The sequence below is a fragment of the Frischella japonica genome (assembly GCF_014489845.1).
Classification (GTDB): domain Bacteria; phylum Pseudomonadota; class Gammaproteobacteria; order Enterobacterales; family Orbaceae; genus Frischella; species Frischella japonica.
Genome location: NZ_JABURY010000018.1, coordinates 50,056 through 73,760, shown reverse-complemented (window position 1 = coordinate 73,760; position 23,705 = coordinate 50,056). Strand labels below are relative to the sequence as shown.

Annotated in this window: 21 protein-coding genes; 16 read left to right on the top strand and 5 right to left on the bottom strand. The window is 33.2% G+C overall.

Annotated features, from left to right (window positions below; genetic code table 11):
• Positions 1-619: 619 nt before the first annotated feature.
• A complete protein-coding gene (nrdB, locus tag FcAc13_RS08895; protein ID WP_187755868.1) occupies positions 620-1,750 on the bottom strand; it encodes a class Ia ribonucleoside-diphosphate reductase subunit beta in 1,131 nt (376 codons plus the stop codon).
• Positions 1,751-1,902: 152 nt separating this feature from the next.
• Positions 1,903-4,185 carry a class 1a ribonucleoside-diphosphate reductase subunit alpha gene (gene nrdA / locus FcAc13_RS08890; protein ID WP_187755867.1) on the bottom strand — a complete coding sequence of 761 codons (2,283 nt, stop codon included), beginning with the start codon at positions 4,183-4,185 and terminating at the stop codon, positions 1,903-1,905.
• A 384-nt stretch (positions 4,186-4,569) separates the two neighbouring features.
• On the opposite strand from nrdA, the gene FcAc13_RS08885 reads away from it, so the two are divergent.
• From FcAc13_RS08885 to FcAc13_RS08875, 3 genes are read left to right on the top strand one after another with little or no spacing between them, the layout of a single operon-like run.
• Positions 4,570-4,947 (top strand): pantoate--beta-alanine ligase, encoded by a 378-nt coding sequence (locus tag FcAc13_RS08885; protein ID WP_187755866.1) that lies wholly within the window; start codon positions 4,570-4,572, stop codon positions 4,945-4,947.
• A 25-nt stretch (positions 4,948-4,972) separates the two neighbouring features.
• Positions 4,973-5,023: a hypothetical protein gene (locus FcAc13_RS12530; protein WP_425499468.1), complete on the top strand. Its 51-nt coding sequence runs from the start codon at positions 4,973-4,975 to the stop codon at positions 5,021-5,023.
• Between the two features lie 39 nt (positions 5,024-5,062).
• Positions 5,063-5,221: a hypothetical protein gene (locus FcAc13_RS08875; RefSeq protein WP_187755865.1), complete on the top strand. Its 159-nt coding sequence runs from the start codon at positions 5,063-5,065 to the stop codon at positions 5,219-5,221.
• A gap of 212 nt (positions 5,222-5,433) precedes the next feature.
• On the opposite strand, the gene FcAc13_RS08870 is transcribed toward FcAc13_RS08875, so the two are convergent.
• Positions 5,434-6,213 carry an IS1 family transposase gene (locus tag FcAc13_RS08870; RefSeq protein ID WP_187755864.1) on the bottom strand — a complete coding sequence of 260 codons (780 nt, stop codon included), beginning with the start codon at positions 6,211-6,213 and terminating at the stop codon, positions 5,434-5,436.
• 236 nt (positions 6,214-6,449) lie between these two features.
• Between FcAc13_RS08870 and FcAc13_RS08865 the strand changes: the two genes are divergently transcribed.
• From FcAc13_RS08865 to FcAc13_RS08845, 5 genes are read left to right on the top strand one after another with little or no spacing between them, the layout of a single operon-like run.
• Positions 6,450-7,394, top strand: a complete 945-nt coding sequence (locus tag FcAc13_RS08865; RefSeq protein ID WP_187755863.1) for a glutathione S-transferase family protein — start codon at positions 6,450-6,452, stop codon at positions 7,392-7,394.
• Between the two features lie 49 nt (positions 7,395-7,443).
• Complete coding sequence (locus tag FcAc13_RS08860) at positions 7,444-8,184, top strand: amino acid ABC transporter permease (protein ID WP_187755862.1); 741 nt, start codon at positions 7,444-7,446, stop codon at positions 8,182-8,184.
• Positions 8,181-8,939, top strand: coding sequence for an amino acid ABC transporter ATP-binding protein (locus tag FcAc13_RS08855; protein WP_187755861.1), 759 nt, complete (start codon positions 8,181-8,183; stop codon positions 8,937-8,939). Before FcAc13_RS08860 ends, FcAc13_RS08855 begins: the two co-directional genes overlap by 4 nt.
• Positions 8,940-8,963: 24 nt before the next feature.
• Positions 8,964-9,389: a GNAT family N-acetyltransferase gene (locus FcAc13_RS08850; protein WP_187755860.1), complete on the top strand. Its 426-nt coding sequence runs from the start codon at positions 8,964-8,966 to the stop codon at positions 9,387-9,389.
• Between the two features lie 59 nt (positions 9,390-9,448).
• Positions 9,449-10,270, top strand: a complete 822-nt coding sequence (locus tag FcAc13_RS08845) for a transporter substrate-binding domain-containing protein (RefSeq protein WP_187755859.1) — start codon at positions 9,449-9,451, stop codon at positions 10,268-10,270.
• Positions 10,271-10,389: 119 nt separating this feature from the next.
• On the opposite strand, the gene FcAc13_RS08840 is transcribed toward FcAc13_RS08845, so the two are convergent.
• Positions 10,390-11,274 carry a lipase family alpha/beta hydrolase gene (locus FcAc13_RS08840; protein ID WP_187755858.1) on the bottom strand — a complete coding sequence of 295 codons (885 nt, stop codon included), beginning with the start codon at positions 11,272-11,274 and terminating at the stop codon, positions 10,390-10,392.
• Between the two features lie 1,477 nt (positions 11,275-12,751).
• On the opposite strand from FcAc13_RS08840, the gene FcAc13_RS08835 reads away from it, so the two are divergent.
• From FcAc13_RS08835 to celB, 8 genes are all read left to right on the top strand, one after another.
• Positions 12,752-13,735 (top strand): AEC family transporter, encoded by a 984-nt coding sequence (locus tag FcAc13_RS08835; RefSeq protein WP_187755857.1) that lies wholly within the window; start codon positions 12,752-12,754, stop codon positions 13,733-13,735.
• A gap of 333 nt (positions 13,736-14,068) precedes the next feature.
• The gene (locus FcAc13_RS08830; RefSeq protein ID WP_187755856.1) at positions 14,069-14,296 is read left to right on the top strand and encodes a ChaB family protein; all 228 of its coding nucleotides are present in this window, start codon (positions 14,069-14,071) and stop codon (positions 14,294-14,296) included.
• Between the two features lie 1,095 nt (positions 14,297-15,391).
• The gene (locus FcAc13_RS08825; protein WP_187755855.1) at positions 15,392-16,828 is read left to right on the top strand and encodes a 6-phospho-beta-glucosidase; all 1,437 of its coding nucleotides are present in this window, start codon (positions 15,392-15,394) and stop codon (positions 16,826-16,828) included.
• Between the two features lie 25 nt (positions 16,829-16,853).
• Positions 16,854-17,171: a PTS cellobiose transporter subunit IIB gene (locus FcAc13_RS08820; RefSeq protein ID WP_187755854.1), complete on the top strand. Its 318-nt coding sequence runs from the start codon at positions 16,854-16,856 to the stop codon at positions 17,169-17,171.
• 150 nt (positions 17,172-17,321) lie between these two features.
• On the top strand, positions 17,322-19,331 hold the full coding sequence (locus FcAc13_RS08815) for a BglG family transcription antiterminator (RefSeq protein ID WP_187755853.1): 2,010 nt from the start codon (positions 17,322-17,324) through the stop codon (positions 19,329-19,331).
• Positions 19,332-19,333: 2 nt separating this feature from the next.
• Complete coding sequence (locus tag FcAc13_RS08810; protein ID WP_220679246.1) at positions 19,334-19,684, top strand: PTS cellobiose transporter subunit IIA; 351 nt, start codon at positions 19,334-19,336, stop codon at positions 19,682-19,684.
• Positions 19,685-19,687: 3 nt separating this feature from the next.
• Positions 19,688-20,173 carry a hypothetical protein gene (locus FcAc13_RS08805; protein ID WP_187755852.1) on the top strand — a complete coding sequence of 162 codons (486 nt, stop codon included), beginning with the start codon at positions 19,688-19,690 and terminating at the stop codon, positions 20,171-20,173.
• Between the two features lie 14 nt (positions 20,174-20,187).
• Complete coding sequence (celB, locus tag FcAc13_RS08800) at positions 20,188-21,537, top strand: PTS cellobiose transporter subunit IIC (RefSeq protein WP_187755851.1); 1,350 nt, start codon at positions 20,188-20,190, stop codon at positions 21,535-21,537.
• Positions 21,538-22,097: 560 nt separating this feature from the next.
• Here celB and FcAc13_RS08795 read toward each other — a convergent pair.
• Positions 22,098-23,459, bottom strand: a complete 1,362-nt coding sequence (locus tag FcAc13_RS08795) for a sodium-dependent transporter (protein ID WP_187755850.1) — start codon at positions 23,457-23,459, stop codon at positions 22,098-22,100.
• Positions 23,460-23,705: the final 246 nt, after the last annotated feature.

The following is a 23,705-nucleotide window of genomic DNA, read 5'->3' as shown; positions in this document are numbered from 1 at the left end:
TAGTACATAAGCCCCAAATAACTATTAACAGAAAGGAAATATAGCTTCAAAATCTTCAGAAAAAATATTTACACATCTTTTCATTCAATTTCTAAGCAGGTTTAAGAATAACACTATAATTTGATTTACGCAATACTTTTTGTAAATAAAAATTAATAAATATTTACTTTTAATATTTTGATTTATTTATGCTTTTGATTAAATGAAATTTATTCACTTTTTAAAGTTAACATTTTAAATATTTTTATTTACATTAAAATTACATTTTATTTACAAATAGGCGGAAAGTGAAAAAAAATAAGTTAATCGGTTTGTAAGTTTTCAACTTAATCAAGTATTTTGTGTTATCTTTTATTAAAGATATCGTGGTTAATATTAAGGCAACAAAAAGACTTATGGTGATTGAAGTTTAACAAGCTAGGTTATCGCTTTAATTGTTCACTGATAAAGTAAAATCTTTCATCAATTCATATAAAAATTCTATTACGCAAATATAGCTCAGTCGACCACATGTGATCGACTGATATGTTTTTGTAACGCTAATATATCATTGAGTTATTTTTAACAAAGAACGAAAAAAGTACAATAAAATTAGGTTATTTAATCAATAGGTGAGGATTTATAATGTGAAATCACTTAAATCATCTTCATTAATTTCTGAATCAATTTGCCCAACTAAGTAAGAACTAATTTCAGCTTCTTGAGGTGCAACTTGTACATTATCAGATACTAACCAGTTATTGATCCAAGGAATTGGATTGGATTTTGTTTCAAAAGGTAATTTAAGTCCTACGGCTTGCATACGAATATTGGTGATATATTCAATATATTGACATAAAATTTCTTTATTTAATCCAATCATTGAACCACCGGAAAAAAGATATCCTGCCCACTCTTTTTCCTGATTCGCAGCTTTTAAAAATAATTCGTAGCACTCTCCTTCACATTCTTGAGCGATTTCAGCCATTTCTGGGTCATCTTCACCACTGCGTAAGGTATTAATCATAAATTGAGTACCTGTTAAATGTAATGCTTCATCGCGAGCAATTAGTTTAATAATTTTAGCATTACCTTCCATTAGCTCGCGTTCAGCAAAAGCGAATGAACAAGCAAAGCTGACATAAAAACGAATTGCCTCTAATGCGTTCACACTCATTAAGCATAAATAGAGTTTTTTCTTAAGCTCACGCATGTCAATATTTATTGTTTTACCATTCACTTCATGTTTACCAGCCCCTAATAAACTGTAATAACTGGAATATTCAATTAAATCATCATAGTATTGAGCAATGTCAGTTGCGCGTTTTTTTATTTCTTCATTGGTAACAATATCATCAAATACAATTGAGGGATTATTCACAATGTTACGAATGATATGAGTATAGGAACGAGAATGGATCGTTTCGGAAAATGACCATGTTTCCACCCAAGTTTCTAATTCTGGAATAGAAATGAGTGGTAATAAGGCAATATTAGGGCTACGACCCTGAATAGAATCTAATAACGTCTGATATTTTAAGTTACTAATAAAAATATGTTTTTCATGTTCAGGTAAAGCAGCGTAGTCAATCCGATCTTGGGAAACATCTACTTCTTCTGGGCGCCAGAAAAAGGATAATTGTTTTTCAATCAGTTTTTCAAACATTTCATATTTTTGTTGATCATAACGTGCAACGTTAACGGGTTGACCAAGAAACATTGGTTCTTTGAGCTGATCATTGTGTGTTTGGCAGAAAATGGTATAACTCATAGTAAGATTCCTCAATGATTAAATAGCTAATTATGGTTAAATATTAAGCTGATTTAACCATAAAAACATAGTGGTAGATAATTAACTACCACATTATATATACCAAAACGATAGGGATAATGATTTCCTATGCTATAAACGTTTATCTATGTTTAAATTTTACAAGCACCACCTTCACACCCGTCATCAGTTACAGTAATGATATCTTCCTGAATATCTTCTGCTCCATCACGCGTATTATGGTAATAAAGTGTTTTGACACCATATTTGTATGCGATCAACAGATCAGCAAGTAATTGTTTCATTGGTACTTTGTCATTAGCGAATTTAGTTGGATCATAATTAGTATTCGCTGAAATTGATTGATCAACAAATTTTTGCATAATGCCGACCAATTGTAAGTAACCGGTATTATTCGGGATTTGCCAGAGTAACTCATAAAAATGCTTCAACGTCTCATACTCAGGCACCACTTGTTTTAAAATGCCATCTTTAGATGCTTTCACACTCACATAGCCTCTAGGTGGTTCGATGCCATTAGTTGCATTAGAAATTTGCGATGAGGTTTCCGATGGCATTAACGCTGATAGTGTTGAATTACGTAAACCATATTGTTTAATCGATTGACGTAATCCTTCCCAATCATAATTCAATTTTGTTTTAACAATATCGTCCAAATCACGTTTATACGTGTCAATCGGTAAAATACCTTGTGCATAAGTTGTTTCATGGAATAGTGGACAAGCACCTTTTTCTATAGCTAATTCATTAGATGCTTTTAACAAATAGTATTGTATTGCTTCAAAAGTACGATGAGTAAGATTATTGGCACTCCCGTCAGAATATTTCACACCATGTTTAGCTAAATAATAAGCATAGTTAATCACTCCAATACCTAGTGTACGGCGGTTCATAGTGGATGTTTTTGCGGCCGGTACCGGATAATCTTGATAATCTAATAATCCATCAAGAGCGCGTACTGCCAAACGCGCTAGTTCTTCAAATTCGTCTAATGATTCAATCATCCCTAAATTAAAAGCAGATAAGGTACAGAGAGCAATTTCACCCGTTGCATCATTAATATTATTTAGCGGTTTTGTTGGTAAAGCGATTTCCATACATAAATTGGACTGACGTATCGGCGCTACCTCGGCATTAAACGGACTATGGGTATTACAATGATCGACGTTTTGAATATAAATACGTCCGGTCGAAGCACGTTCTTGCATAAGAAGTGCAAATAATTCTACAGCTTTAACGGAACGTTTGCGAATCGATTCATCAGCTTCATATTGTTGATATAACTGTTCAAATTCATCTTGATTTGAAAAAAAGGCATCATATAAGCCTGGAACATCTGACGGACTAAATAACGTAATATTTTCACCGTTAATTAAACGCTGATACATGAGTTTATTAATTTGTACCCCATAATCTAAATGACGGACTCGGTTTTCTTCTACACCGCGATTGTTACGTAACACTAATAAACTTTCTACTTCTAAGTGCCATAATGGATAAAATACCGTTGCCGCTCCACCACGTACTCCTCCCTGTGAGCATGATTTTACTGCAGTTTGGAAATATTTATAAAATGGTATACAACCAGTATGAAAAGCTTCACCGCCCCGAATAGGGCTACCTAACGCACGAATGCGGCCGGCATTAACCCCTATTCCAGCACGTTGAGAAACATATTTGACAATTGCACTTGCGGTGGCGTTGATTGAATCTAAGCTATCATCACATTCAATTAATACGCATGAACTAAACTGACGAGTCGGGGTGCGTACTCCTGCCATAATCGGTGTGGGTAATGAAATTTTAAATGTTGAAATCGCATCATAAAAACCTTTTACGTAATCGAGGCGAGTTGCTTTAGGATAATTAGCAAATAAGCAGGCTGCAACTAAAATATATAAGAATTGCGCACTTTCATAAATTTGTCCAGTTACTCGGTTTTGGACTAAATATTTACCTTCAAGTTGTTTTACCGCTGCATAAGAAAACGTCATATCACGCCAATGATCTAAAAACCCATCCATTTGATTAAATTCAGATTCTGTATAGTCAGTTAATAAATGTTTATCATAACGACCATCGGCTACTAATTTTTTAACATGATCATAAAGTTTTGGGGGTTCGAATTGACCAAAGGCTTTTTTACGCAGATGAAAAATTGCTAAACGAGCTGATAAATATTGATAATCAGGTGCTTCTTGTGATATTAAATCAGCAGCCGCACGAATAATTGTTTCGTGAATGTCCTCAGTACGAATACCATCATAAAATTGAATATGAGATCGAAGTTCCACTTGGGATACTGAAACATTATTTAATCCTTCGGCTGCCCAGTTTATCACCCGGTGAATTTTATCAAGATCAATTGGCTCTTTTTGACCATTGCGTTTAGTGACTAACATCGATTTGTTCATACTCTCATCCATATAATAAATTACAAAAAACTAATAAAACATATAATAATTGATAATGATCAAAAAATACAATATGTAGTGTCTATTAATAAATAAAGTACTATATATTGTGTTTTATGGCGAAAAATAGTACAACCAATATTATCAAACTGCCGATGAAATAGTTCTACAATAAGGATTTATTGGTGAATTAGAGATGACATTTTTTATGCTATATTTTAGATATTTAAATCATTAATAACGAGCAGAAAGTTATTAAATAGTCATGTAGATTATTTTAAATGCACTAAAATCATACAATTTAATGATAAGTATAGTACAAACTTTCAACAATATTGGCATCAGTTATTTATCGGAAATGCACAGACATTATGTCAATCTAGTATGCAACAAATTAAACAACAACATGATAAAGTGATTGTATCGATTTTTGTCAATCCAATTCAATTTGGACCACTTGAAGATTTAGTCAGTTACCCTCTTGGCCTTAAGCGTGAAATACTGGCTGGCCAAAAAAGGGGGCAATTTACTATGTTGCCTAACAGTGGACGAACTCTACGATCCGTATTTTGTTCTTATGTTGATGTTAATGGGAGAACTGAAGCACTCTGTGGTAAAAGGCGGCCAGGCCATTTTAAAGCTGTTTGTACTATTATAACTAAGTTATTTGATATTACTCAGTTAGATCGCGCTTATCTCCGGCAAAAAGATCCCCAGCAACTGGCAGCGATTAAACAAATGGTTAATGATTTAAACTTTTAATATTGCCGTAATCAGTTACTCTATCGTGCGTGAGGCTGATTGTTTAGCGAAAAGTTCTCGCAATAGTTATTTGTAACAGCAAGAGCAAAGTGCCACGTTATGCTTTTATCAAGCGATGAAAGTTGCACAAATTTTGATTAAACATGGCAAAGAAGATTGTCATAATTGCATCATGCTATTGGAGAAAAATATTGCGCAACAACCATTAGCTAAAACTGATTATGTTGAAACAATCGATTTCAAAACCTTAAACCCAGTCGATAGTATCAAATAATTAGTTTTAGTCGCTTTGGCAGTTTATATCGGTAAAATAAGGCTTATAAACAATTTTATTTACTAACCAAATGAATTGATCTAAATAACGATATTTAATTTTTCTTAAAAAATCACACCTGAGCTAATTAGTGTGTTTGCTAGTGTTAACTAATTCAGTTAGGTTATTACCAATAACTTTTGGAGATAGACGCGCTCATCATTGAGCTTCTATTATTGTTTTTTATTACACCAGACCGCCAACTCAGCATAACCCCAATTGTTCATAGTCTCACACCAAATTTGGCGCCATTTACTCACAGTGCTTAGACTCAAATTAAGTGAAGTTGCAATCGTTTTATTGGTATTATTTGCGACCAGCAATGCAATAAAAGGTTGCCATTGTTCGGGGTGTGGGATTTTATTTAATGGCGTTTTACTTAGTAAATTAAACGTTTTACGACATTGTCGACAGCGAAAGCCAGTTCGATGTCCTATTTTAACTGTATTATCAGATTGACAATGATGACATGGAAATTTTTCTATAGTTAACAATTGTTTAATTAATTTAGATAAAGCAGTATATTGTTCTTCGATCATTGTCGGCAACATATCATTTTGGGTCACTCGAATTTGTGTATACCAATAATGAAAGTGAGGATAGTGTTGTTGCATATAATCTATTAATGCATGTTCGCGACGTTTAACCATATCAATCGTACAATCTAATTCATAAGCAAGAGTATGATGTGTCGCTTTTTCAATTCGACGCGTTAGAATCATACCTAACCAAATTGTTGGTACCAATCGATTAAATGGTGTTTTTGTTAGAGGATTGAAATATTTTTGGCAACTTTTACATCGGAATGTGAGCGGTTTTTCACGAATTTTACGAAAATTGATTTGGTGACAAAATGGACAACATTCTTTAACCTGTTCCGGTAAATATGACAAATCATTAAGTAGTGCATCAAAGTCATTTTGTAGCTCTGCTGGCACTAAATCATAGAACATCGCAGTTTATCCAATAACATAAAACGAGTCTAAAATCATAGCAAAAATAAAGCGAAAGGTACATATAAACTGTGAAGCTGCTTATATTTTGCTCATTGAAGAAGGAGGTTGGATATAATTGATTATTATAACCATATATTTATTGGTTATTTTATCCAAAAAATATTTGATGTTAGATTGCAGAAATAGATTTGAAATGACATTAATTCTCGCAATTGATAATAAGGAATTCTGCTATGACTATAGGTAAAATCGTCACTTCTGAAAAGGTTAAAGAGATTGATAAGAATGGTAAATTTGTTCGTCAACACAATCATTTTACGGCGCCTTTTGGTGACCAAGCTGGCATGTTACCAGTCGAAGCAGGGCGTTATCGTTTATTATGGGCTGCGGTATGCCCGTGGGCACATCGTTCCATCATTGCCATTAAATTATTAGGTCTGGAAAATGTGATTAGTATAGGTAAAGCTAGTCCTGTCAGAACTAAACAAGGGTGGGAGTTTTCTTTGGATCCAAATGGTGTAGATCCTGTATTAGGAATTCGTTATTTACCAGAAATTTATGCTAAAACTGATCCTGATTATAGTGGACGGGCTACAGTCCCTACCGTGGTTGATGTCAAAACCGGTAAAGTTGTAAATAATGATTATTTTAATCTAACTTATTATTGGGAAACCGTCTTTAAACCCTTTCACAAAGCTGATGCCCCTGATTTATATCCTGAACATCTGCGAGCTGATATTGAAGAACTTAATCAAACATTATTTCATGAGTTAAATAATGGTGTCTATAAAGCTGGGTTCGCTCAATCGCAACAAGCTTATGAAGATGCTTATAATTTGGTATTTAACCGATTAGATGAATTAGAGAAACGGTTAAGTCATTCGCGTTATTTGTTTGGTGATCATATCACTGACTCAGATATTCGCTTGTATGTCACATTAGCACGCTTTGATGTAGCTTATTATTCGGTATTTAACACCAATCGCAATCGTTTAGTTGATTTTCCGCATTTATGGGCTTATTCCAGAAGGCTTTATCAAATTCCTGCATTTGGTTCTACTACCGATTTTCAGGCAATTAAACAAGGTTATTATTTAGGGGATCACGCAAAAAATCCTTATGATATTTTGCCGCTAGGACCTGACGTAAGTATTTGGTATACATCAAACAATCGATAACGATCTCATCAATTAACTCGCTATGTAAAGATCATCAGGATAAAGTATTATGCCAAATATAGTAGATTTTCCACTGATTATTAGACTAATTCCGACGTTATTAGCCTATTTGCCGATGACCTTATTTATAACGTTTTTTTCGATGATATTTGGGGTATTAATTGGTTTAATCATTGCACTGATTAAATTAAATCAAATTCGTATATTATCACCGATGGCAACCGTTTTTGTCTCGTTTATTCGTGGTACCCCGTTATTAGTACAATTGTATTTAAGTTTTTATGGGATTCCAGTAATGTTACGTTATATCAATTATTTTTATGATACTGATTATAATGTTAATAATATTCCATCAATGTTATTTGTATTAATTGCCTTTTCCTTTAATGAAGCAGCATATAATTCGGAAACTATTCGCGCCGCTTTGCAATCAGTCAATAAAGGTCAAATTGAAGCTGCTCAATCCCTCGGTATGACATATCGCCAGGTTCTACAACGTATTATAATTCCAGAGGCGTTTATTGTTGCATTACCAAATTTTGGTAACACTTTAATTGGGTTATTAAAAGGTACCTCATTGGCTTTTGTATGCTCGGTTGTGGAAATGACCGCCCGAGGTAAAATTCTGGCCGGTTTTCATTATCGCTATTTTGAAGTGTACATCTCACTAGCATTAATTTATTGGGCATTAACTATCATTATCGAACAATTAATTAAAATGGCTGAAAAACGATTAACGATACCTGATAACGATCAGATACCAAATTATCGAAGAGGTAAGTTACTATGATAAGTGTTCGTAACCTTACGCTTTATTTTAATCAGCATTGTATTTTAAATAACCTCAGTTTTGATATACAGAAAAATGAAATTATTGCAATAATTGGTGCATCTGGGGCGGGTAAATCATCGTTATTGCGGTGCTTAAATTTATTAGAAAAGCCTCAGCAGGGTAGGATTCGTATTGGTAATCAAGAAATTGATTTAGCTCATGTAAAACGTAATGAAATAGTACAATTCCGGCAACAAAGTGCCATGGTTTTTCAGCAATTTAATCTTTTCCAACAGAAAAATGCCCTAGAAAATGTCATGGAAGGATTAGTGGTGGTCAAGAAGTATTCTCCTCAACAAGCAAAAGCGATTGCCTTAGAAAAATTAGTGGAAGTGGGTTTAAGCGGACGGGTCTATCATTATCCCAAACAATTATCAGGCGGGCAACAACAACGGGTAGCTATAGCCAGGGCATTAGCAATGAATCCAAAAGTATTATTGTTTGATGAACCTACATCAGCGCTCGATCCCGAGTTAGTTGGTGAGGTACTCATGAGTATTCAACAGGCAGCTAAAGCCGGAAACACGATGATTTTAGTGTCTCACGAGATGCAATTTGTTTACGAAATTGCTACGAGGGTATTATTCTTAGATCAAGGACAAATCATTGAGGATGGCACACCAGAGCAAGTCTTTCATTGTCCGGTACATCCCCGAACTAAAGTATTTTTATCACGTTATTTTGCAACTTTATCGTCAGATTATCAAATTTAGTGATGAGTCATAGCAGGGAAATCTATGGGAATTGTTATCCAACAACATTGTCAAAATATCAATTGGCAGCAAGTCGCGGATTTATTGCGATTTTATGGACTAAGTGAATTAGATGCCGTTACGCAAAGGCAAGTATTTGAAAGAAGCTACGCAGTAGTTTTTTTATTAGAAAATCAACATGTAGTTGGGGTAGGAAGAGCATTATCAGATGGGATTTGTCAGGCAGCAATTTATAACATAGCGTTAGCTAAACATTTGCATGGCAAAGGATATGGTAAAGTCATTGTTGAAACGCTAGTAGCACAGGTTAAGCAGTGTAACATTATATTATATACGCATCCGCAGACGGTTAAGTTTTACCAACAGTTAGGATTTGATTTAATGAAAACAGGAATGGCACGTTATCAACCTGATCATGTAATTGAAATGAAAAACATGGGATTTATCTAATTAATATTAAAGCCATTAGTAATGCGTTTATCCGTCAGTTAATTAAGGAGATAGAGGTTATGAAATATATTCAATGTTATCTGCTTTTCTTTTCAGGTTTGTTGCTATTATCGGGTTGTGATAATAAACAAAATTCTTCCGAGCAAATTAGCAAAAAGAAAATTGTAATTGCCACTTCAGGTGAGCCGAGTCCTTTTACTACGGTTAACAGTAAAGGGGAATTGATAGGCTATGATATCGATGTAGTTAAGGCCATTTTTGCCGAATTACCACAATATCAAATTTCATTTGAAATAACGGAATTTACCTCAGTTTTAGCAGGACTTGATGCCGATCGTTATCAAGTTGGCGCAAATAATTTTGCGATGAATGAACAGCGTAAAGAAAAATATTTTTATACTGATCCAATTTTTCTTAACCAATATGTTATCGCTGTAAAATCTGATGATAACCGTATTAATAGTTTTAAAGATTTGCATGGTAAATCAACAGAAACAACGCCTGGATTAAATTATTCAACAGCTTTAGAACAATATAACCAGCAAAACCCTAATAACCCTGTCAACATTGATTATAGTGAAGCCGATCTGTTGGCATTATTACAACATGTCGAAAGTGGTAAATATGATTTTCAATTAGTCGATCGTGCGATGTTACAACAATTTATCGATCAACATCAATTAAAATTAAAGAGTATTGAATTAAGTGCTGAGGATAGTGCGCGTATAGGTTTACCCTATAGCTATTTATTAGTGAGTAAGAGTGGGCAAGGTGAACAGTTAACCCAAGATCTAAATCAAGGAATAAAAAACATTATTCACAATGGAAAGTTGGCTGAAATAAGCTATCATTATTTCAATGCTGATTATTCGCCAAAATAAGTATGAATTCTTACTAAAAGTGAGATGAAGTAAAAAATAATCTGATTCTTATAAAGTAAAAATGTTGTAATAAAAAACCACCAAACGGTGGTTTTAAATTACGAATATTAACAAAAGTATTATAAACCTTTTGCTTTTAAACGTGCAGCATGTTCCAGATAGATATTGACTGGATGTGGATTGATTGGGTGCATTCCGCCAATTTGGTTAATCGCATCAAGGTGATCCATATGATAGTCTGATTTGATCACTTTACCCAAATGAGTACTGAATCGTCCAACTACTCCATCATTTTGATCTTTTTCTTTAGTAAATAATTTGCCTAATTCAATTAAGATAGCGTGGGATGGGTCAAGGTTATTCAAGCCTTCATTTAAGATATCTCTTTGTTTAATAATTCCACTCCAAGAGTAATAATAAATACCATTACTTTCAAGTTCTTTACCTTCACCACCCCAAGTCGTTGGCAGCCCTTGTGGATATTTTTTATTAAATTCAGCAGTGCCTTTAGTTGATAAACTTTTGACTGCCGAATAGAAATCTTGTGGTAAAAGTGGTTTAGTACTAAATAAACTAATAAATGCCATGAAAGCATTGACAATAACCGAAGCAGCTTCGCCAACGATTCGCCCTTCATAAACATCAAGCAATAGATCGGCAATTTCTAAACCAAAATTAACGCCATTAACTGATGTTACAGAAGCAACTAAATTAGGTGCTTCAGCTGCCACATAACGAGAAGTCGGGGCACCTTGGCTGTGGCCAATTAAATTCACTTTCTCTGCGCCAGTTTCATTCAAAATATCCTTAACCTCTTTTAAAAGTTGTTTTCCTCGCTCCTCGGTTGAATTAGTTGCTGAAATAGCAGGAGTGAAAACGACAGCACCTTCTTCTTGTAATCTTTTGGCAATGTTGAAAAAATAAGGATAGCCCATAATTTTATCAAAACCAAAAAGACCGTGTACAAGAACGAGTGGATATTTAGTTTTAGCAGTTTCTTTCATAATATATTCCTTATGTGATTTTTGTTGATTAAAAAATTACCTGAGTAATTTCTGTTTTTAATAAACTTCTGATGACACAGCCGTTTATTTTTATGTAATTACCAAAAAAATGTTTCTCGGTAGTTATATAAAATTGTTTTAAAAATTTGATTGATAATTTGGGGGAGTGATTGTTAGCCATTGTTATGGCTTAAATCGAAGCCTGCTGTTTTTAAATAAAAAAAGCCACAATACAGTGGCTTAATAGCATTATATAGTAGCGAAACCCTATATGTATTCATTGTATAGAAGCAGCAAACGGAACTTTAAAAAATCGAATAAATTGTTGATTAAAAAATTACCTGAGTAATTTCTGTTTTTAATAAACTTCAGATGCATAGCCGTTTATTTTTATATAATTACCAAAAAATATGTTTCTCGGTAGTTATATAAAATTGTTTTAAAAATTTGATTGATAATTTGGGAGAGTGATTGTTAGCCATTGTTATGGCTTAAATCGAAGCCTACTGTTTTTAAATAAAAAAGCCACAATACAGTGGCTTAATAGCATTATATAGTAGCGAAACTCCATATGATTTAATTGTATAGAAGCAGCAAACGGAACTTTAAAAATCGAATAAAAAGTAGAAGATAAAATAATTTTAATAATATGATTCAATTTGTTATATTGAGTGCATTTGACGATTAAAATTTAGTCGTTATTTAATAGCTTTTATGATACTTAACCTATTGCACATAATTTTTAATAGATGGATCTAATTAACTTAACGAGTTTTTAAAATAGAAAACACATAGCTATACTCATTATGATATATGCAATAAATTTACTCTATTTTTAACATTAATAATTGATTTAAGTTTTTGAGAAAAGTTACTATGAAAGGATTTAACAACTTTTTAAATACAGATAATCTATTTTCCTAAAGTATAGCCTTATTTTTCCCAAAAGTCAAATTTTATATTCATATTAAAAATGTTTTTATAATCGCTCATTAAAAATATCCAGAAACAACTAAATATTAGGCATTATTAGCTTAAATTTTGACTTTTACTATAATTTAACACTTCTATTTACCAAAAAATAACGCTTTATTAGATATAATAAGAACATATTATTATTGAGATAAGTCAAATAAAATGTTGCTAAGTTTTTGTTTTTTAATAACATTAATAGTGTATAGTTTTTACAAGCATGTTTAGATTAAGTTATAATAGTTACATATTATGATATTTAATGAATCCATCCACATAAATATATGTGGTATTAATTATTGAGTTAATCAAAGTAACGATAAAACAGAGTTTAGTAATTTGAAATTTCAACAAGTTAAGAGTACAAAAATGTACTGGCTATGACAAGTACATTTTATCTATTCCCTGTATTTTTGCACGGTCTATAAAAATAAATCCATAACAAATTACCGTCCTATTACCGAATATAAATTTTTATTAAAGTTATTTTTAGGAGTTTTAAAAAATGAATCTGATTTGGTCAGCAGTTGGGCAAGTAATAAGTTCTTGTCTTCCGGTATTTTTGTTAATTTTTCTTGGTTGGCTATGTGTACAACAGAAAATATTTACTAAAGATTCTAAGAAGTTATTATCTGGATTAGTCTCAAATTTTGTCTTTCCGGCACTGCTGTTTGTTCATACTTCCCACGCTAAGCCATCAGAAATATTCAATGGTACTTGGATGATCGCTTTTTTCTGTACAATGTCTTTTTTATGGATAATTTGTTTTTTAACTAACAAATATATATTACATAAAGAATTAAAAGCAACGGCAATGAGTTCAATGTTATGTTGTTTTCCTAACATGGGGGGAATGGGTGTGCCATTTTTAACCCTGATGTTGGGAGCCTCTTCTACGATTTCTGTTGCTATAGCGAATTTCGTAGTTGCTTTGTCATTAATTCCAATGACAATTTTCTTACTAGAATTATGTGATACTAAAATCTCAGGTGGTAAAGTTACTGGAACCATGGTACTGAGTGCAGTGAAAAATTCACTGATGAAACCCATGTTTTTAGCAGTTATTCTTGGGTTAATTGTCAGTGTAACAGATGGTACAACGTGGATGCCACACTTTATATTCAATACGTTTGATATTATGTCTAATGCATGTAATTTTATCTCTCTAATTGCGGTTGGAGTGGGTATTTATGGTGTTAAATTGACTTTTTCAAAACCATTGATAGTGAATATAATATTAAAAAGCTTTCTTACCCCAATTGTTGCTTTGATTGCAGTACATCTTTTTGGCATTACTGGAATGGAAGCTGAAGAATTGGTCTTTTTATTAGCAATGCCAACTGCATCGACCGCCGTCATTTTGGCATTCAATTGGAATGTTGAACAAGAACAAGCATCAAGTATTTTCTTTGCCTCAACGATTTTATCAATATTTATTTTACCAACATTATTACTCATTATGGATTTCACTGTACCCGGTGTTGCATAATAAATGAGATAATAATGATAACCCTTCATTTAGCTCTCGTTGAATGAGGGGTTATTTATTGAATTAATAATCCAAATTCGCTATAAAAAATAATAAAATATTTGTGTGCAATTTACCCTAAATATCTCAGTTTTGCTATTATTGACATGCATAATATGAACCTGGACTAGTAGAACTTAACTTAAATAAAGTTTGATTGTTGGCAATATCAATACTGATAAATTAAGACTTGTATTATTTGATAAAAAAGATTAAATTTAATCTTATATTATTGTATTTAAACAATATTTTATCTTCGAGTGCCGTGTCAATTAATTTATGGGGGAATGCGTTATGCCATATCAAACACGAAATGATTTACCTGAATCAGTGCGTCACGTTTTACCCGAACATGCCCAAGACATCTTTAAAGAAGCTTTCAACCACGCGATAAAACAATATCAAGATCCGCAAAAACGACGCGATAATAGTTCCCCCGAGCAAATTGCGTTTCGAGTTGCATGGTCTGCAGTCGAAAAAGTTTATCGAAAAGATGAAAACGGTAAATGGCAGTTAAAATGAAGTCCAAACTTGATACAAAAAGATAACCTTGTATTGTTAGCACTGTAACTTTTAATTTATTACATGTTGATTATAAATAATAGCATCATTAATGCTGCTATCTAAGCATTACCAAAGCTGTTAAGATTATGTTGTAATATGTTTGAAAGAAAGCTTAATGTCTTTAATAACATTAACTTGTTTTCAATTCGTTAGTGAACAAGAAAAAGTCGCTATCACAAGATCAAGATAATCTAAAGAACCATTATTTATCGAAGTTATTGAACGTATTAAGTAAACAGTCACATACTCGCTGGAGTAATCTATAAATTTATCGTTTATCATTATTGAAAACAACATTGTCAATCTCTTGTATTTTATCGGAAATTGTAGGCGCTTAGTGGATAATTTACGAATTTTTTGGCGAAATTACGCGCGTACTATGGCGATATTTAACTGATTCCTCTTTTACAGAAAAATGTATTAACGAAAGAAATTAATGATATAAAAAAATTACATTATCAGTTTTCTGCTGATAATTATCATTACCAACTGCTTTTGTTAACTCGGATTGCAATATTTTTTATCTAGAGTTGACAGATGAAGAACTAACCTTGCTCTCTAACCAATACTTATTTTCAACCATGTTTAGATTGTGAACATGATGAAATAGAACCTTTGAATTTGTAGTTATTATCCATTGCGATGAAACGAATCTATCGCGCTTACAAAATATGTACAAATTAATAGTGAGTTTGGTAAAAACGTTATTTTTATAACTAGTTAATCTGGTATTTTTTACAGTCATCTTCAATATATTAGATTAAATTTATGATTGAGTTGTGCATAAAATCGCTATTTATTTGTTCATCAGTACGAATCACTTCTTACATATCCTTACTTCTGTTACAAGACTAATCATTTTTTGCCATTCCATATCGGTTATAAGCAAACTTATTATGTTGAACTTGCTAAGTTAAATATATGGTTTACGAAGTAGAGTTATTGGAAAAATCATTATTTTTTTCCTGATCGATGCGGAAAAAGTTGGTTAGTAATTATCTTTTTTTCCTTTTATACTTAATCTAAATTCTCAATAAACATAGGTACTTAATTATGAATAATAAAGGTTTACCAAAAGACTTTTTATGGGGAGGAGCCGTTGCCGCTCATCAATTAGAGGGAGCATGGCAAGCAGGTGGTAAAGGGATGAGTGTGGCTGATGTGATGACGGTAGGATCACCAAAAAGTTATCGTAAAATTACCGAAGGAATTGTTGCTGGTCAGTATTACCCTAATCATGAAGCGATCGATTTTTACCATCATTATAAAGAAGATATCAAACTTTTTGCTGAGATGGGCTTTAAATGTTTCCGAACATCTATAGCTTGGACGCGTATTTTTCCTAAAGGTGATGAATTAGCGCCCAATGAAGAAGGTTTAAAATTCTATGATGATCTGTTTGATGAATGCCTTAAGTACAATATTGAACCTGTCGTTACATTGTCTCATTTTGAATTACCTTATCATCTAGTGACTGAATACGGTGGTTTCCGTAATCGAAAATTGATCGATTTTTTTGTGCGTTTTGCTGAAGTTTGTTTTGACCGTTATAAAAATAAGGTCAAATACTGGATGACATTTAACGAAATTAATAATCAAGCTAATTTCCATGAAGATTTTGCGCCATTTACTAATTCGGGGATTTATTATAAACCAGGTGATAACCGCGAACAAATTATGTATCAAGCTGCTCATTATGAACTTGTTGCCAGTGCTAAAGCAGTACAGATAGGGCACGCAATCAATCCAGATTTTCAAATTGGTTGTATGATTGCGTTAGTACCTATTTATCCAGAAACGTGTAAACCAGGCGATATTTTGATGGCACAAAAAGTCATGGAACGTAAATACTTTTTTGCTGACGTTCATGTTCACGGCCAATATCCAAATTACATTAAAAAATATTGGCAGCGAAAAGGCATTGAATTGGATATCACACCACAAGATCTCGAAGTCTTAACAACTGGAACGGTCGATTACATTGGCTTTAGTTATTATATGTCCAACGCTATCAGAAAAACGGCAGATAATGATAGTTATGAATATAACGAAAAAACCGATCTAATTGGCAATCAATATGTAAAAGTATCCGATTGGGGCTGGCAAATTGATCCTGAAGGTCTACGTTACACCTTAAATTGGTTAACAGACATGTATCGATTACCATTATTTATCGTAGAAAACGGTTTTGGAGCTTATGATAAAGTTGAAGCTGATGGCAGTGTTCATGACACTTATCGTATTGACTATCTCCGTGAACATATTAAACAGATGAAGTTAGCGGTTGAAGAAGATGGGGTTGATTTAATGGGCTACACTCCGTGGGGCTGTATTGATTTGGTATCTGCCGGCACTGGCGAAATGGAAAAACGTTACGGTTTTATCTATGTTGACAAAGATAACAAAGGTAATGGTACTTTAAAACGTAGCCGAAAAGATTCATTTGCATGGTACAAGCAAGTTATTGAATCAAATGGTGAAGTTTTATAAAGGATAACAACCTTAAGGAGAATCTATGAAAAAAGCATTAATTATTTGTGCTGCTGGCATGTCATCATCACTAATGGCCAAAAAAGTGAGCGAATATTTTGCCAGTAAAAATAAAGCGATTGTGTTAGATGCGGTTTCGGCAACGGAAGGCAGTAATATGATTAAAAATAGTGATTTTGCATTGTTTTTAATTAGCCCACAAACCATGATGATGTTCGATAAGCTGAAGAAATTGGGTGAGGAAGTAAGTAAACCTGTCGTTAGTATTCCTTTTCAAGCTTATATTCCCATTCAATCAGGTATTGAACAGTTGGCAAAGTTAGTTGAGGAAAATATCCCTTAAGATTAGTTGATTATTTATGCGCCATCGAAAGATTCACGTTATATGATGGCGCTTTATGACGCTATCTAATGTGAGCAAGATAGTCGTGAGGTTATAACACACCCGAATAGCTTAACAGAGTAGTTCGAACGCGTACGGATATCGATAATAATGATAAAAAATAAACAACGTGAGCTGATTAGTTTACTGGTTCGTTGTCAAAATACCTTTAAAAGCAGTCTGGAACTTGCTAGCGAATTAGCGTTATCTGATCGGACCGTACGGACCTATCTCAAAGATTTAAAAACAATCATTGAAAACAATGGTGCTATTATTGTTAGTAAACAAGGTTATGGCTATCGATTACAAATAAATGATCGAAAAGTATTTAATTTATTTCTCATCGAGCACCATTTTTTAGATCGCAGTGATGATCAAACTAGCAGTCGCGATGTATCGGAAAGAAAACACTATATTCTTAATTTATTATTACTAGAAAGTCAAAAAATTGATGTTGAAGAATTATCTGAACGATTATACATCAGTTCATCTCAGTTAAATAAAGATATTCAGGAAATAAAAAATCAACTGCAACCTTATGAATTAACTATTAAAAAAAATAAAGCACTTATTTTTATTGATGGTGAAGAAAGAGCTAAACGACATTTCATTATGAGTTATTTCTTTCATGAAGAGTCGATTAACTTTTTACAACGGTTAACTTATTTGAATAAATTTAGTGATATCATTAGTTTTGATATGCTTACGATCATTATTTTAGATGAGTGTCGTGAAGCAAAAATAAAGCTATCTGATGTGATGATGCAAAATATCGTTTTGCATCTTTCTTTAAGTATTAAACGCATTCAATCAGGTCTTTCAATTCAAAATTTGCATATGCCGGCATCGACAAAAATGGCATTGGAATATCGCGTTGCAGAGAAAATAATTGAACGAATAGAAACTGTAACGGGCTTTCATTTTCCGAAAGAAGAGCAGATGTATTTAACACTACATTTGATGAGTAAATCAAACGTTATTCAGCATAATTTAGATTCACAACTCTATTCATCTTTAACCAACCTATTGATAAAAATTCAACAAGAAACCGGCTATCTCTTCTTAAAAGATGAACAATTAAAAAACGGTATTCTGCAACATCTCAAACCGATGTTAATACGGTTAGAACAAAACATTAAATTAGACAATCCATTACTCGATGAAATTAAGCGTAAATATCCCGAAGTGTTTGCTTTAGTCAAACATTATTTTCTTGAACTTCCTAGTTTGAGTCAATTTACAGTTCATGATGATGAATGGGGTTATCTAACGTTACATTTTCTTGCTTCAATAGAAAAATTGAAAAATGAGCAAAAGGCAAAAGTGCTAATTATTTGTGCTACTGGGTTAGGCAGCGCTCAACTGCTAAAAAATCGCGTTGAAAGTGAATTTGATGAACGAATTAAAATTGTTGCGACCAGAGGTTATTATGAAATTGAACCAGAAATGTTAAATGAAGTTGATTTAATTATTTCTTCAATTGATCTCTCGGCAAAAGTGTTTAAGGTCCCTGTTTTTCATGTTTCAGTCTTTTTTACTGAAGAGGATGTGCAAAAAATTCGTCATTATTTTGCTTCGCGCAAAATGCTTATAACACCGTGTACAGATCCTTTATTGGCACTTTCAGCTGCAAATTCATCTCAACCGACAACGCATTTGGAACATATTGTCGATGATTTAATCGCTGATCAGTTTGTGATTTGTCAAACATTACCAGCACGAGAACGAGTATTAGAGCAATTATTGGATTTACTCGCGGTTAATGAAGCACACAATTATAAAACGGAAATGAAACAACAAATGCAACACCGCATGAAGTTAGGTGAAATCTTTTTCAGCTCAACCATTGTGGTACCCCATCCCGCAATTCCTGTAGGTAAATTATCTAAAATAGGTATCGCAATGATTCCACAGGGATTATTTTGGGATGTAAATTACCCAGCGGTGCAGTTTATTTTTATGATTTCACCATCTATTTATCAAAACCCAAATTTAGCCATGATGACAAAAGCGATCGTGGCGCTGATTGATGACTTACAGATGCAAAGTGACATGTTGCAGTGTCAAAATTTTGCTCAATTTAAACCACTTTTTATCCAACTTATTGAAAAAGGAGCCTAGCAATGAATGAAAAAATGACCTCAGAGGATATTCAACTCGTTGCTTTTACTATTATTTTGCATAGTGGTAATGCCAAAATGAAAATTCACAGTGCTTTTGAAGCGATGCGCAAGGCTGATTTTATAGCGGCTAATCAGTTACTGGAAGAAGCGAATGAAGAAATATTACAAGCTCATAAATCGCAAACAGAATTGCTCCAAAATTATGCCAATGGGACAAAAATTGACATGGAAATTATTATGGTTCATGCACAAGATCATTTAATGACAACGATGACCCTACGCGAAATGGCGATCGAAATGAGTTATTTGTATGAACAAAACGCTCAACTGGCAGTAAAAATGCGAGGATAACCAATGAATAGCCCAATGACTGATGCGCAAAAAATCAGCTTTAATAATCTTTATTTTAACCGTTTTTTAGCAATACGTTATAGTACAGCATTATTTCTTTTTCTTAATCTTTATTGGACAATATTTCTGCTAGGTTCATTATCTGTAACAGCGATTTTACCATTCATTTTATTTATAATGGGTGGATTCACTGCTTTTGAGCAAATCAAGCTTTATCGCAATCATAGTAATCGCTTACCTTATGCCAATCTTTTTTATCGTGCATTATTGATAATCCATATTATATCAATGGTTGCCATTTATACTCCTTTGTTTCATGCCTTCTTTCCCTTTTTAAAACATTCACAAGATGCTTTATATATGCTAACGGTTTTATGTGTAACGAATTTATTAATTGTTTTATTAATATTAAAAAAACTAAATAAAATTCAACGTAATGAGGATAAACACTACCAAAGAATCCGAGCTTACGAAGAAATCATTAATTAAATGAGGAAAACAAAATGAATACGGGATTTGTAATTTTACAGAAGTATTTAATGACGCCGATGGCCAAGATTTCACAATTTAAAATTGTGCGAGCGGTTATGGCAGCTGGGATGGCTTCAGTACCTTTTTGTATTGTTGGATCGATGTTTTTAGTTTTTAATACGTTGCCAATGACCTTTACGAGTTTAGAAGGTCTTTTCGAAAAGACAATTTTTAGAATAAGTGATCTTTATATGATTGCAAATACTGCAACCATGGGTATTTTAGCACTGTATTTTAATATCATTGTTGGTTATGAACTCACTAAAATCGAAGCTGAAGAAACAGGATTAAAAGTTAATGCACTTAATGGTGCGATGCTCTCTGTTTTTGCTTTCTTTATGACTTTGCCACAACTAGTTATGCACAATGGCTCAATGGTATTACAAAATGATCCTGATAAATCAGTGTTTAATGGCTTAAGCTTAACACCTTTTATTTCCCGACTTGGTACATCAGGTATCTTTATCGCCATCATCATGGCGATTGTTGCGACCCAACTCTACTTTATGTGTGTGAGAAGAAATTGGATAGTGAAAATGCCTGAAACTGTTCCATTAGGCGTATCTCGCTCATTTACGGCACTTATTCCAACCTTTGTGATTGCTTTTACGATTATCATTATAAATGGCATCTTAATTTATTTGGGTACTGATATATTTTATATTATTGGTGTTCCATTTGCGTTTGTTACTGACTTAACCAAAAGCTGGTTAGGTGTTATGGTTATCTTATTTTTGATCCATGCTTTATGGGTTGTCGGTATCCATGGTGCGAGTATTATTGGGGCTTTTATTACACCGATTATGCTTGCAAATATGGCGGAAAATACGGCAGGTGCTGGAATACCCTTTGCAGGTGAATTTAATAATTCATTGGTAATTTTGGGCGGTTCGGGTTCAACCTTATTAATGACCTTCTTTATCGCGTTTTTCGCCAGATCCAGTCAATTGAAAATATTAGGCCGTGCTTCGGTAGTACCCGCTATTTTCAATATTAATGAGCCGATAATCTTTGGTATGCCAATTGTATATAATCCTTATTTAGCGATTCCATTTTTATTAGCACCTATGGCTTGTGGTACACTCGGTTATTTTGCAATAAATACTGAGATTATGAATCCAATCATTGCTTTGGTTCCTTGGCCATCGCCAATGGGATTAGGGGCCTTTATTGGTACTGGCGGTGATTATCGCGCGGCGATTGTGGCAATACTTTCAGCGATTTTAGCGTTATTAATTTATCTGCCTTTTGTGAAATTATATGATAATAAATTGTATAGAGAAGAACAAAATAAACAAGCTAATGAAGCAGTAACAGAATAACGATTTTAAATAATAGAATAAAAAGGAACGTTAATGGATAACCGCATTAGTGTTCCTATTATTTCCGCCAATAATAACTTCGATAATTGACTTATTCTACGTTTGTTTATGATAAATTATGTACGACTCTATCACTCATTAAACAGTTCAATTACAACATAGGATTAAAGATCAAGGTTATAATTGGTTTGACTAATGACTTGTAACATGTCAAATAGCAAATTGTTAACGGGTAAATCACGTTAACAAGACCAGTATGCTAACTATTGTGGATTCCGTGGTTAAAGGGAATTACTAACGTGAGGTAAGCAAATAATCTTACAATATATAAACAAATCAATATTAAACGCATAATAAAAAATTTTATAATCGTGCAAACGGTGACGTTGCAAGAGAATAAAAAAACATATGCGTGATAGCATTTAGCGTTGCTTGCAGATATGTTAGGTATTAAGAATCAAATCTAAGTGTACAGCTAATGGATGCATTCCCATAAAAATTGCTTAAAAACCTTGCCATAAAGCAGGGTTTTTAAGAGGATTTTTATTGCTGATTTATTATTAGGCAAATCCGTAAACCAGAATAACGATAACGGCAATAGGAATAATAAATTTAGTTAATATAGACCATACTTTAAACCAGAAAGAATCTAAATTTAACTCTTTACAGATCAGCTTTTGGTTCATCATCCATGCACCAAAAATAACCGTTCCTAATCCTGTGATAGGTAACATAATTTTACTGGTCAAATAATCGAGTAAATCAAAAATATTTTTATTAAATAGTTTCACTTCAGCCCATTCATTAAATGAAAGGATACAAGCAATACCTAATGCCCAGATGACCACACTACTTACCACGGTTGCAGTTTTACGGCCCATATGAGTTTTTTCTTCTAATAATTCAACCGTTGGTTCAAGTAATGAAATAGACGAAGTTAACGCGGCAAACGTTAAAAAGATAAAGAATAAAATACCTAAAATACTACCACCGGCCATATTACCAAAAGCAATTGGAAGTGTTACAAAGATCAGGCCAGGACCTTCACCGGGTTGTAAACCATTAGCAAATACCAGTGGGAAAATAGCTATGCCTGATAGCATTGCCACAATAACATCCAAAATAACCACAGTACTCGCAGTTGATAATAAGTTCACATTTTTACCAAGATAAGAACCGTACGCCATCATAATTCCCATACCTAAAGAAAGGCTGAAAAATGCATGTCCTAAAGCGGCTAATATCGCCTTACCACTAATTGCTGACCAGTTTGGTGTAAATAGGAACTGAATCGCATCATAAAAAGCTGAGCCGCTAACATATTGTGCATAACCTACCAATACTAGCAGTAAAACACCCAAACCTGGCATCATGACTTTACAACCACGCTCTAAACCAGCGCCGACCCCCATTGCTACAATAAATGCTGTCGCAAACATAAATACCGTGTGCCAAATTAACAGACTATTAACGTTACCGAGGAAATCAGTGAATAGCTGTCCAGTAATTTCACCATTAGCACCTTCAAATGCCCCTTGAGCGGCAAGAACAATATAATCTGTGGCCCAACCACCAATTACACTATAAAAGGAGAGAATCAAAAACGAACCCAGTACTCCAATGATTCCCACCCAACGCCATGCTTTTGAACGACCTTCAGAAATAGCAACATCTTCCATCGTATGAATCGGATTTTTTTGCCCACGACGACCAATTAACCATTCTAAAACTAAAATCGGTAATCCAATAATGAACATGAAAAGCAAATACGTGAGCACAAATGCTGAGCCCCCCATTTCACCTGCCATATACGGAAATTTCCAAATGTTACCTAATCCAACAGCAGAACCAGCCGCAGCAAGCATGAATCCCATGCGTGAACTCCACTGTGAGTGATTTTCTTTCATTGTACCTTTACTCATGAATAAGTTTCCTTGATTCTTTTTAATAAATAGAATATCGCAACTAATAAAAAAGATGCTTTGAAAAGACGATTTTTAATCTTGCCATGAAATGATTCTTTAAACAATAAATGATTATTTTTAATGATAATAAGAATATTAATTTGGCTTATTATAGGTTAATAGAATATAAATATCTCAACTACGTTATATTAGTAAAAAATTATTAAAACGGATGTTTAATTATATAATTTTTAATATATTCAA

What these genes read in the sequence shown, in the direction of transcription:
- nrdB (WP_187755868.1), bottom strand. Translation starts at nt 1,750, where the DNA reads ATGAGTTATACCATTTTCTGCCAAACACACAATGATCAGCTCAAAGAA.
- nrdA (WP_187755867.1), bottom strand. Translation starts at nt 4,185, where the DNA reads ATGAACAAATCGATGTTAGTCACTAAACGCAATGGTCAAAAAGAGCCA.
- FcAc13_RS08885 (WP_187755866.1), top strand. Translation starts at nt 4,570, where the DNA reads ATGCAACAAATTAAACAACAACATGATAAAGTGATTGTATCGATTTTT.
- FcAc13_RS08875 (WP_187755865.1), top strand. Translation starts at nt 5,063, where the DNA reads ATGAAAGTTGCACAAATTTTGATTAAACATGGCAAAGAAGATTGTCAT.
- FcAc13_RS08870 (WP_187755864.1), bottom strand. Translation starts at nt 6,213, where the DNA reads ATGTTCTATGATTTAGTGCCAGCAGAGCTACAAAATGACTTTGATGCA.
- FcAc13_RS08865 (WP_187755863.1), top strand. Translation starts at nt 6,450, where the DNA reads ATGACTATAGGTAAAATCGTCACTTCTGAAAAGGTTAAAGAGATTGAT.
- FcAc13_RS08860 (WP_187755862.1), top strand. Translation starts at nt 7,444, where the DNA reads ATGCCAAATATAGTAGATTTTCCACTGATTATTAGACTAATTCCGACG.
- FcAc13_RS08855 (WP_187755861.1), top strand. Translation starts at nt 8,181, where the DNA reads ATGATAAGTGTTCGTAACCTTACGCTTTATTTTAATCAGCATTGTATT.
- FcAc13_RS08850 (WP_187755860.1), top strand. Translation starts at nt 8,964, where the DNA reads ATGGGAATTGTTATCCAACAACATTGTCAAAATATCAATTGGCAGCAA.
- FcAc13_RS08845 (WP_187755859.1), top strand. Translation starts at nt 9,449, where the DNA reads ATGAAATATATTCAATGTTATCTGCTTTTCTTTTCAGGTTTGTTGCTA.
- FcAc13_RS08840 (WP_187755858.1), bottom strand. Translation starts at nt 11,274, where the DNA reads ATGAAAGAAACTGCTAAAACTAAATATCCACTCGTTCTTGTACACGGT.
- FcAc13_RS08835 (WP_187755857.1), top strand. Translation starts at nt 12,752, where the DNA reads ATGAATCTGATTTGGTCAGCAGTTGGGCAAGTAATAAGTTCTTGTCTT.
- FcAc13_RS08830 (WP_187755856.1), top strand. Translation starts at nt 14,069, where the DNA reads ATGCCATATCAAACACGAAATGATTTACCTGAATCAGTGCGTCACGTT.
- FcAc13_RS08825 (WP_187755855.1), top strand. Translation starts at nt 15,392, where the DNA reads ATGAATAATAAAGGTTTACCAAAAGACTTTTTATGGGGAGGAGCCGTT.
- FcAc13_RS08820 (WP_187755854.1), top strand. Translation starts at nt 16,854, where the DNA reads ATGAAAAAAGCATTAATTATTTGTGCTGCTGGCATGTCATCATCACTA.
- FcAc13_RS08815 (WP_187755853.1), top strand. Translation starts at nt 17,322, where the DNA reads ATGATAAAAAATAAACAACGTGAGCTGATTAGTTTACTGGTTCGTTGT.
- FcAc13_RS08810 (WP_220679246.1), top strand. Translation starts at nt 19,334, where the DNA reads ATGAATGAAAAAATGACCTCAGAGGATATTCAACTCGTTGCTTTTACT.
- FcAc13_RS08805 (WP_187755852.1), top strand. Translation starts at nt 19,688, where the DNA reads ATGAATAGCCCAATGACTGATGCGCAAAAAATCAGCTTTAATAATCTT.
- celB (WP_187755851.1), top strand. Translation starts at nt 20,188, where the DNA reads ATGAATACGGGATTTGTAATTTTACAGAAGTATTTAATGACGCCGATG.
- FcAc13_RS08795 (WP_187755850.1), bottom strand. Translation starts at nt 23,459, where the DNA reads ATGAGTAAAGGTACAATGAAAGAAAATCACTCACAGTGGAGTTCACGC.